The sequence below is a fragment of the Ileibacterium valens genome (assembly GCF_001945525.1).
Taxonomy (GTDB): Bacteria; Bacillota_I; Bacilli_A; order Erysipelotrichales; family Erysipelotrichaceae; genus Ileibacterium; species Ileibacterium valens.
Genome location: NZ_MPJW01000179.1, coordinates 1 through 10,755, shown reverse-complemented (window position 1 = coordinate 10,755; position 10,755 = coordinate 1). Strand labels below are relative to the sequence as shown.

The window sequence follows — 10,755 nt, the reverse complement described above, 5'->3', positions numbered from 1 at the left end:
CGGGAGAACATGTCTTCAGATGCAGGACATGAGATTATGGTCAGCCGGAGCATTCAGGCGGAAGGAACCTTCGGAGATCTTAAAGAAAACTACAGATACAGCCGATTGAGACGCCGGGGACTGGAAAACGTAAAATTTGAGGTGCTTATTGTGGCCATGGGACACAATATCAGAAAATTAAACAACAGAAATCGGATGAGTTGCCCAGAACTCGAACGTTATGGAAAATTAAAGGAGCAGAAAAGCGAAATCTGAAAAAGATTATAAACAGTCTTTTTGAGTTTTGGCTCTTTTCAGTGCGTTCAAAAATTGACTTGAGCGGAAAAACACATCATAAAACAGGATTGAATCAGATAAAAAGCATAGAAAAAGGGGCTGTAAATCTCGCTGATGAAAAATCAGTCGAAATTTAACAGCCCCTTTGAATTTCTGGATGTGTTTTATTTTGGAAAACCTGGCTTGTCGAATTCCTCTGTTTGTAAATTCCTTTTTGGGACATTCGTCTGGTGCCCAATCCCGGTGGATTTACTTCGCATTGGAAGCAGCTACTTTCACTCTTGACCAGTAATCTGCTACCAGTTTGCGGGTGTCTGGATTGTAGTTGAAGGTTTCATCCATTTCAAAGCCGGAACGTGGAATAAATGAATCAATTCCATGATAATCTCCACCTTCTGCAGCCAGTTCATTCTGGGCCTCAAGGTTTGCTGGGGTATAACCAACAAATTCAGCATTCAGCATCTGCGCTTCATAACCTGCTGTATAGTTGATGAATTCATAAGCTAAATCCACATTCTGAGCATTTTTAGGGATACACATTCCGTCCACCCAGATGTTGGTTCCCTGAGTCGGCAGATAGTAGCCCATCTGTTCGTTTTCGGAAATAACATATGTTGCATCTCCTGAATAAATCAGCCCTAAAGCTTTTCTCGCATTTGCCATATTATCGATAATTTCATCGGTAACAATTTCCGGATCCATTGTCTCGACGATATTGACCAGATAATTATAGGCTTCTTCAAGCTGAGCAGGATCTGCTGTATTCATCGAATAGCCTAATGCTTTCAGAGCGCTCATGAACTGATCACGTTCAGAATCATACAGATAAATATTGCCGCGGTATTTTGGATCGGCAAAAATATCCCATCCTTCTCTTTCAAGATCTTCCAGGCTGACCTGTTCCTTATCATAGACAATCCCTACAGTTCCCCAGAAATAAGGGACTGAATATTCATTAAGCGGATCATAGGATAAGCCAACCGTATTTTCGTCAAGTTCAACAAGGGCTGCATCCACTCGAGCCGGATCGAGTTTCTGAAGGTAATCTTTCTGAATCAGACGCTCAATCATGTAATCCGAAGGAATGATCACATCATAGGATTCGCCATTGGCGATCTTGATATAAGCCTGTTCATTGGAATCAAAGTTGTCAATAACGACATCGGCTCCCGTCATCTCTTCAAAGTTTGCGATCATTTCATCCGATATGTATTCACCCGGTAAATAGAGATGCAAAGTCTGACCAGCAAACTGAGCACTGCTCTGTTTTGGACGAATCGAATAGATACCCGCAGCCGCTAAAGACACGATAATCAAACCGATTAAGAATTTAGGGCCATTCTTCTTTGGTTTAGGTATATAATTCGGATCTTCAAGCCGCTTCTTCTCAATGTTTTTACGAAGAGCAGGAACGATATTAATCAGAATCAGAATGATGGTGATTAATAAGACAATCAGCGTAGAGATTGCATTGATCGAAGGATTGACTCGTTTAGCCATTGTATACACCATGATCGAAAGGTTTTTAACCCCCTGACCAGTCGCAAAATACGAAATGATAAAGTCATCAAAACTCATTGTAAAAGCGGTTAACGCTCCAGAAACAATACCGGGCATAATTTCAGGAACGATGACCTGAGTCAGTGTCCGATAGGGGCTTGCCCCTAAATCCATCGCAGCATCCGCCAGGTTTGGATCGAGACTTCTCAGCTTAGGCGTTACCGAAAGAATGACATAGGGAATGCAGAAAGCCACATGGGCCAGAAGCAGGGTCATAAATCCGCGGTTAATTCGAAATGTAATAAACAAAAGCATCAACCCGATCGCTGTTACGATTTCAGGGTTCATCATCGGCAGGTCATTGACCTGTGAAATGTATCGACGGACCAGTTTTTTTGAATAGGTCATGCCAATCGCAGTAATCGTTCCAGCAATGGTTGAGATCGCTGTAGCCAGAAGGGCAATGATGATCGTCACATACAGAGCGTCCATCATGTCGTGACTTGCAAACATCTGCTCATACCACTTCCAGGAAAAACCGGTAAAGCTGGTCAGCGACTTGGAGCTGTTAAATGAGAACACCATCATGAAGACGATAGGCAGATAAAAGAAGATGCACAGGGCGACCATCAGGCAGCCGCCAAACCAGCGTTTCTTTGTCTTCATTTACACGCCCTCCTTCTTTGCTCTTGCATCCGCTTTGCGGACCAGAGCCATCAGAAGCATCATGATCAGCGCCATAATGACAGAAATAGCTGAGCCGAAATTCCATTCTCCAACCGTAATGAACTGGTTTTCGATCACGTTACCAATCAGATACCAGCTTCCGCCTCCGAGCAGTTTCGGAATAAAGAAGGAGGATACTGCCGGTAAAAAGACCAGAGTAATTCCCGAAATCACACCTGGAAGTGATAGTGGAAAAGTGACCTTCCAGAAAGCTTCCATCGGTGAAGCACCCAGATCGCTGGCCGCTTCGAGCAGGGATCCATCCATCTTTGTCAAAGAAGAATGAATCTGCAAAATCATAAAAGGAATAAAGTTATATACCATACCAATCAAAACAGCGCTTTGAGTATAAAGCAGCTCAACATCATGAAGACCAAACCAGCCAAGAATGGTCGAGATCAGGCCTCCCTTGGACAGCAAGCCAATCCAGGCATACGTCCGCACAAGCATATTGATCCACATCGGCAAAGTAATCATCATGATCAAAAAGTTCTGCTTTTTCTTCGAGCACTTTGAAATGTAATAGGCGCATGGATAACCAATCAGAAGACATAAAACGGTTGTCTCTAAAGCGATGATCAGCGAACGCCAGAGAATCAGTAAAAAGTCCTTGTCTGTAAAAAAGCGGACATAGTTGGCTAATGTGAACTGAAAGTTGACAATCGTATTTCCGCTGCTGATCAGCGAATAGAACACAATCAGCAGCATTGGAAGCAAAAGCATCAACGATGACCAGATTACATATGGGATTACCAGATTTTTGAAGGTCTTCACGCGCTATACCTCGATTTCTCCATCACATGAATATCTTCCGGATTAAAGTCGAGCCCGACCTGCGATCCTTCTTTGACATAATCCGTTGTATGAATTTTTAATTCGCGTCCTTTGGTCCAGAACGTAATTGGATAGGTTCCTTCTTCAATGTTTTCCGGGTCGAAATCGTATTCGGCATACAGTTCAACCGCTTCGTCTTCATTATCCAGTTTCCATCCCTGCGCATTGGCCCAGGTCTTTAAATCCGTATCCAGTGCGACAGATTCCTTGATTTCGTCCTTTGTTTTAAAGAAGTTGAATGCGGAAACGGCTTCGTTTTTCTTATCGTTTTTGAAAACCATCTGGTCGATCACTCGAATATGCTTGGTAATCGATAAGCCATCCTGTGTATAGAAAGTAATATCGTAAGCACCTAATTCATCCTTCAGGTTCGTTTCCACCCGTTCAATGGATAACTGCTCATCCGTCTCATCATTCCATGCCTGAGCGTCCGCACGAGCAATCAGATCCTTTTCCTGAATGTCTTTCATATCCACGACATCCAGAAAGAAGTTGTTTGCGGAAATGTGAATATGCCCATCGCTTTTTTCATTTTCTGTATCTGCAGTGACTGTCATATTGACGGTAACATGAGTTCCAGGCACCGTTTCGACATTGACTTCATAAAGCATACCTTTAAAGAGAATGTCTTCAACCGTTCCATTCAGCTTTCCTTTTCCTGGTTCGACGATATCGATATCCTCAGGACGGATGACCACATCGACAGGTTCGTTTTCCTTAAATCCCACATCAACACAATCAAAATTGGTTTCATCAAAGCGAACCAGTTTATCGTGAATCATACGGCCAGGAATGATGTTGGATTCGCCAATAAAGTTGGCAACATAGGCATTCACCGGTTCGTTATAAATATCCTGCGGACTTCCGATCTGTTGAATTTCGCCTTCCTTCATGATGACGATCTTATCGGACATCGTCAGCGCTTCTTCCTGGTCATGGGTTACGAAGATAAAGGTAATTCCCACTTCCTGCTGGATTCTCTTCAGTTCATACTGCATTTCTTTTCTCAGTTTTAAGTCCAGTGCGCCCAGAGGTTCATCCAGCAGAAGAACGGTTGGTTCATTGACCAGCGCTCTGGCAATAGCCACTCGCTGCTGCTGTCCTCCGGAAAGCTGATTAATTTCGCGGTTTTCATAACCCTCTAAACCAATCAGACGAAGCATACGCATAACTTTCTGATCGATAACATCCTTGGATACCTTCTTGAGTTTCAGGCCAAATGCAATGTTGTCGTAAACATTCATATTTGGAAACAGGGCATATTTCTGAAAGACTGTATTGAGATCTCTTTTATATGGAGGCAGATGCGAAATTTCCTTGCCATCCATGATCACTTCGCCTTCATCGGCATCCAGAAAACCGCCGAGAATACGAAGCAATGTCGTTTTTCCACACCCCGAAGGGCCAAGTAGAGTGACAAACTCATTTTCATCAATATCCAGATCAATTCCTTTGAGAATGATGTCCGAATCAAAACTCTTCTGGATGTTTTTAAACTGGATCAGTTTTTTCTTTTCATTTTCCATGACAGTTTCCTTTCTGCTAAAAAATCGGCGGTGTTGATACCCAGAGAATTCGGGCCAACTGGCTTCTCGAAGCGTTAATCAGTTTATGCGAACGCTTGCCATCCAGATAGAAGGACTGGGCGGCCTTAATCCGCAGCTTCTTTCCTCCTTCAAGCTCCAAAATGACATTTCCTTCAAGAACATAACCAAACTCCTGTCCCTGATGATTAATCACTTCAAAACTTTCCTTTCCTGGATAAAGCGTCAGCAGGATGGGTTCCATCTCGTTTTTTTGAGCATTGGGGATCACCCAGCTGATTTTGTAATCATCCTTTTCATCCTCGAACCAGTCTTCTTCTTTCGAAAAGACGATCTGCGCCTCTTCTTCTTCAGTAAAAAAATCTGAAAGACTCGTTCCAAGAGCTTCGAGAATATCTTCAAGTGTGGAAATGGATGGCGAAGTCAGATTGCGTTCAACCTGGGAAAGAAATCCCTTGGTCAGCTCCGAGCGGCTGGCCAGCTCTTCGAGAGTCAGATTGTTTGTCTTTCGAAGCTCACGCAATTTTTGTCCAATATCCATAGTAATCCCCACTTTCTGCTAAATGGTCTTTCGCATCGTTCGTTTATTATTGGTAAACTTTTCGTTTGTCGAAACAACCGAACCCAATTATATTAATGATTTTCCCATAATCAACCATTTTTGTTTCGAAATAGTAAACCTCTCGTTTAAATAAGCAGAATCGCTGATTCTCCACCGGCAACTCGTATGACCATTATTTTTTCTGAGTCAGGATTACTAATTTTCAGAGTCATTCGATTTCCGAATTGAACCTGATGTTTGCAGGCATATTCTTTTCTTATTTCGCCACTTAGTCTCCAATTCCTGCAAGCGATTTAGTCCATGCGGCATCGTATTGGACACCAAACAATAAAGCGTTCTCAATTGATTAAAATGGATATCCATAAGCGGTTCAGAAACATGAATTCAAACAGTTCAGGGTTCTCTGTAGGTGAAAAATGAATCGTCCGCTATAATTTCAAAGAATCGCCCGCAAAGACCTCACCTTCATCTGAAGATCCAAATGATCCAGATTGAAAAGTCTCAGGGATGTCAAAAGGCGGTTATTGCAGGAACAATAAATCCTGCTTATTTTTCTTTTATTCATCGTTTTTTGAAAAGGAGTATCCATGAACAAGAAAAACAACGCCCTGATCGATGTGATTCGGGGCATGGTTATTGGAATTGCCAACATCATTCCTGGAGTTTCCGGAGGGACGATGATGGTTTCCATGGGAATTTATGATCAGCTGATCTATTCCATCACTCATCTTTTCTCCGACTGGAAAAAAGTCTGGCGATTTTTACTGCCAATCGGTATCGGTATTGTTTTAGCCATTCTTCTTCTGAGTAAACTTTTTGAATTTTTACTTGGAGCTTATCCGATTCCAACCAACCTTGGATTTTGCGGTCTGATTTTAGGAAGTCTTCCGTTTATTTTCCAGAATGTAAAACATAAAGGATTCGGGTTAAAGGATTTTATCCCTTTTATCGTATTCTTTCTTTTAATTATTGGTTTCAGTCTGCTTGAAGAAAAAAGCGGCGCAGATGTGTTATTGAAATTGGACCTTCCAGGTATTCTGATGCTTTTTGTGGTTGGAGTTATTACCGCTGCAACCATGGTTATTCCTGGAGTGTCAGGAAGTATGCTTTTAATGTTAATGGGCTACTATGAACCAATTCTTTCCACCATATCGGATGCTATTGACGCTTTGATTCATTTTGATATCGCACAGCTGATGTATATTGCCGGGCTGATGGTTCCTTTTGCCTTAGGTGTTGCCGTTGGTACTTTTGGAATTGCCAAGATTATTGAATGGATCTTCAGCCGCTGGAAAACGCAGGCTTACTGGGCCATCATTGGATTGATTATCGCCAGTCCAATTGCCATCCTTGTCAAAACGGACTGGGCTGGTTTTTCCATCATTCAGCTAGTGATCGGCATTCTCTGCTTTGGGGCTGGAGCGCTGGCTGCCTACAGGCTTTCGGAACTGTAGATCTTAAACTATATCCTTAAGCCAATCTTCTCAATGATCGAGTAAATGAATGAAGTTTAGGATGATCCTGCGATCATCCTTTTTTATTACTTAATGAATTCTGACAACCTCTTCAGCTTCGGATACACCCACTCAGAGATTGGATACATTTTCAATTTGTCCATCCAAAAGAAGAAAACCGCTTTCAAACCGAGATATAACAAACCAATTTTGAAGAGAAAATTCCTATTGGGGTTATTCGAGTATTTTAACCACGGTCAAAGACTATGATGATTCCGTCATTTTTAGGAGATTTTACTTAACTTTGGATCACTTTATAACTAAGGTAAAGAAAGGAGGCCATTCTATGAAAATGACTCGCACGTTTATCAGAGAAACAGCATCGATCGCAGTTCCTGTTGCTCTTCAATCGATGCTGCAGACATCCTTCTCACTGATTGATCAGATGATGGTAGGCCAGCTTGGGCAAAGCGTTATCGCTGGTACTGGTATAGCCGTCAAATTTTCCATGATCTTTAATTCACTGGCGGTCACCGGACTCTCGAGTGCTGCGGCGATCATGATTTCTCAGTATTTTGGTCAGAAAAACGAAGAAAAAGCCTCACGCAGCTTCTGGCAGAACCTGTCCCTTGGTTTTGTCATCGGACTGGTCTTTACGGTACTATGCCATCTGTTTTCAAACCATATCTGCAGATTGTATTCGCCTGATGCTTCAGTTTATCCGGTTGGCGGCGATTATTTACGCATCTATTCGCTTTCTTATCCACTAATCGCTGTTTCATCCATCTGTGCGGTATGGCTGCGCTGTTCAAACCGGGCTTCCTATGTCACGCTTTCGGCTGTAGCCGGAGCCATTGTCAATACCTTCTTTAACTGGCTGTTTATTTTTAAAATGCCGCTTTTTAAAGGTTATGAAGCCAGTGGAGCTGCTTTAGCCAGTGTCATTGCTCAGGCCGTTATGGCCTTAATCAATGTGATCTTAGTTCAGAGACATAATGATTTAAGAAGGCCAAGACCTCAGATGCTTTCAATCAATAATCTCTTTACCGGTTTTAAGGCTTTCCTGCTGATTGTGCTTCCCTTAATGGCTGGCGAAACACTCTGGGCTTTTGCCGAAAACATCTATTCAATGGTTTATGGTCAGCTTTCTACCGAAGGACTGGCTGCAATGACAATTACCGGCCCGGTTCAGGGAGCCTATTTTGGTATACTGGCTGGATTTGGTCAGGCAGCTGCTATCCTGGTCGGAAGAAGACTTGGCGAATCGAATGAATCTGGCGCGATTCAGGTTTCAAAATGGATTCAGAAACTGTCTTTTGTCTTTTCCTGCGTTCTGGCCATTGCAGTGGTTGTGATGGCTCCATTGTATGTTTCGATTTATCAGATCGATGAAATGACAAGAAATCTGTCCATCTGGCTGCTTGTGATCTTTACCGGTTTCTCCCTGGTCAAGGTTCAGAATATGGTCATCGGCGGCGGCATTTTACGAAGCGGCGGAAAAACCACTTTAACACTGATTGTCGACCTGATTGGAACCTGGTTTGTCGGCGTGCCTATGGCAATCATCACCGGTTCCTTCATGCATCTGAATATTCTTATTGTTTATTCCTGCGTCACCTTTGAAGAAGTTGTCCGTTATCTGATCAGTCTGTTTATCCTGAAAAAGAAGTACTGGATAAGGACCATTCATTGAGTGATCACTTCTGGAAGGAATCTTTATAAAAAAACGCTCTGGAAAGCTGCTTTCCAGAGCATTTTTTTATCTGTGATTATGTCATTTTGTTTTCCTTGGTTCAGCGTTTTTTGGCTGTTCGGTGTTCAATTACAGCCCGTTCCAGCATTCTTTCAAAGAAACCTTTTCGCAGGATAAAAACCCGTTTGAACTGAGTGTTGAGATCATCATGGACTGGTGAATTAAGCCATTCAAGAACATAACCGGTTAATACGTTTCGATAAAACCGAACAATGGTCTCCTGATCAGCCAGACCAATATCATATTTAGGAACAATTCGAGTTTCTAAAAACTCACGAACCAGTTTGCCAGTAATCGTGTAGAGTTTTCGTTCAAACAGAGCACGGCTTTTCGAATTATAAATATTTCGAATCAGTTCCTGATTGTTAATCATCGCCTGAACTACTGCAAGCGAATAGTCTTCCAGCGACTGGTTATCCACCTTAAGCTGCTCAATGTTGAGGATCCGCTCCTCAACAACTTTCTCAATCAGGTCTGGCAAATCTTCAAAATGGTAATAGAATGAGTTTCGATTGATGTCGCAGTCTTCCACAATTTCCTTTACGGTGATGCGGTCCACCGGTTTGCGCAGAGCCAGTTTCAGGAACGACTCCTGTATGGCACTTCTGAGTTTAGCGGTCATTTTCCGAAACAAATTTCCTTTCTTAAATTAGCTAATGCTGGTTTTATCCAAAACTAACAAAAAGCTCAAACGAATTCAATAGTTATTTAAGAAAGAGTTTTTAACACATTTTTTCTTTTTGAGGGCATAAATGCAAAAAGGAGCTGACAGCTCCTTTTAATTCGTATTTTTTTAATTAATACTAGATACAATACTTATCTTTTATTTATTCTAGAATACAAACAGAGCAGTGCACAGATCACTGATTCCATTCACTAAGAAACTGCTTCCAACCCAGATTGTAAAGTATCCGCCGGAAACTGATGGGTTAAAGGTCAGAATGCATCCAACGATGAGAGTCAGAATTCCTAAAATCAGCAACATCCACCACTGGCTCAGGCCCATATCCTTGACCTGGAATCCCTGATAAATTCGGAATGCGCCAGCGCAGATAAAGCCGATACCCATGATGACGCCCAGAACGTTCATCGTATCAAAAACATTGGCAAAAATAACAATTCCCAAAACGACCATCAGAATGCCAAGAATCAGAGTCCAGATGGACTTGAATGTTGAAGACATGAAATAAGCGATGATCATAATCACTCCATAAACAAGCATCATTGCACCAATGAAGTTGCCTAATACATATTCAGCTAAAACTGGTGAAGTGAAAAAGTAAATACCAGTAATGATATACAGGATGGCCAAAAGAATATAGAGAACTTTTGCCCATCCAAAGGATGACTTAGACATAATATTCCTCCCAGAGACTTTGCTCTCTTGATGGCTTCATTATAAGATCACCCAAACTAAAAACACAGTGAAATACACTGTGCCACAAATTATTAATTTTATTTTAAGATTTCAGTTTATTTATGTGATTTAAGAAATTTATCTGAATTTTTTCTATTTCTATCTTCTGATTCGGTTATTTTATAGATATTCTAACGCTTTTTGTCTGTTTCTGCCCGGATCCATTCCTTTACGCCATACAAAAAGCAAATATTGCCCGAAACCAACAGACCGTCTTTTTATGCACGATGCTAAAAAGACGGTCTATTTTTTTCAGAACCCGTAAGAAAGGGGCTGTTAAATTTCGACTGATTTTTCATCAGCGAGATTTACAGCCCCTTTTTCTATGCTTTTTATCTGATTCAATCCTGTTTTATGATGTGTTTTTCCGCTCAAGTCAATTTTTGAACGCACTGAAAAGAGCCAAAACTCAAAAAGACTGTTTATAATCTTTTTCAGATTTCGCTTTTCTGCTCCTTTAATTTTCCATAACGTTCGAGTTCTGGGCAACTCATCCGATTTCTGTTGTTTAATTTTCTGATATTGTGTCCCATGGCCACAATAAGCACCTCAAATTTTACGTTTTCCAGTCCCCGGCGTCTCAATCGGCTGTATCTGTAGTTTTCTTTAAGATCTCCGAAGGTTCCTTCCGCCTGAATGCTCCGGCTGACCATAATCTCATGTCCTGCATCTGAAGACATGTTCTCCCG

At 41.7% G+C, this 10,755-nt stretch carries 10 protein-coding genes; 3 read left to right on the top strand and 7 right to left on the bottom strand.

The genetic code is table 11. The annotated features are described in order from the left end of the window. A partial coding sequence (locus BO222_RS09160; protein WP_075817320.1) for a transposase occupies nt 1-255 on the top strand: 255 nt, incomplete at its 5' end. Nucleotides 256-525: 270 nt separating this feature from the next. Here the strand turns inward: BO222_RS09160 and BO222_RS09155 are convergent. From BO222_RS09155 to BO222_RS09140, 4 genes are read right to left on the bottom strand one after another with little or no spacing between them, the layout of a single operon-like run. After that, entirely contained in the window at nt 526-2,442 is a 1,917-nt protein-coding gene (locus BO222_RS09155) for an extracellular solute-binding protein (RefSeq protein WP_075820385.1), read from the bottom strand. Next, nucleotides 2,443-3,276 (bottom strand): ABC transporter permease, encoded by an 834-nt coding sequence (locus BO222_RS09150; protein WP_075820383.1) that lies wholly within the window; start codon nt 3,274-3,276, stop codon nt 2,443-2,445. After that, entirely contained in the window at nt 3,273-4,862 is a 1,590-nt protein-coding gene (locus tag BO222_RS09145) for an ABC transporter ATP-binding protein (protein ID WP_075820381.1), read from the bottom strand. Before BO222_RS09145 ends, BO222_RS09150 begins: the two co-directional genes overlap by 4 nt. Before the next feature lie 16 nt (nt 4,863-4,878). Next, a complete protein-coding gene (locus BO222_RS09140) occupies nt 4,879-5,421 on the bottom strand; it encodes a helix-turn-helix domain-containing protein (RefSeq protein ID WP_075820379.1) in 543 nt (180 codons plus the stop codon). A 608-nt stretch (nt 5,422-6,029) separates the two neighbouring features. Between BO222_RS09140 and BO222_RS09135 the strand changes: the two genes are divergently transcribed. Next, nucleotides 6,030-6,896, top strand: a complete 867-nt coding sequence (locus BO222_RS09135; protein WP_075820377.1) for a DUF368 domain-containing protein — start codon at nt 6,030-6,032, stop codon at nt 6,894-6,896. A 346-nt stretch (nt 6,897-7,242) separates the two neighbouring features. Then, the gene (locus BO222_RS09130) at nt 7,243-8,589 is read left to right on the top strand and encodes an MATE family efflux transporter (RefSeq protein ID WP_075820375.1); all 1,347 of its coding nucleotides are present in this window, start codon (nt 7,243-7,245) and stop codon (nt 8,587-8,589) included. Nucleotides 8,590-8,689: 100 nt separating this feature from the next. On the opposite strand, the gene BO222_RS09125 is transcribed toward BO222_RS09130, so the two are convergent. The 3 genes from BO222_RS09125 to BO222_RS09115 all read right to left on the bottom strand — a co-directional run. Further along, nucleotides 8,690-9,271, bottom strand: a complete 582-nt coding sequence (locus BO222_RS09125; RefSeq protein ID WP_075820373.1) for a TetR-like C-terminal domain-containing protein — start codon at nt 9,269-9,271, stop codon at nt 8,690-8,692. 210 nt (nt 9,272-9,481) lie between these two features. After that, complete coding sequence (locus BO222_RS09120) at nt 9,482-10,006, bottom strand: HdeD family acid-resistance protein (protein ID WP_075820371.1); 525 nt, start codon at nt 10,004-10,006, stop codon at nt 9,482-9,484. A 494-nt stretch (nt 10,007-10,500) separates the two neighbouring features. After that, on the bottom strand, nt 10,501-10,755 hold a 255-nt coding region (locus BO222_RS09115; protein ID WP_075817320.1), incomplete at its 5' end, for a transposase.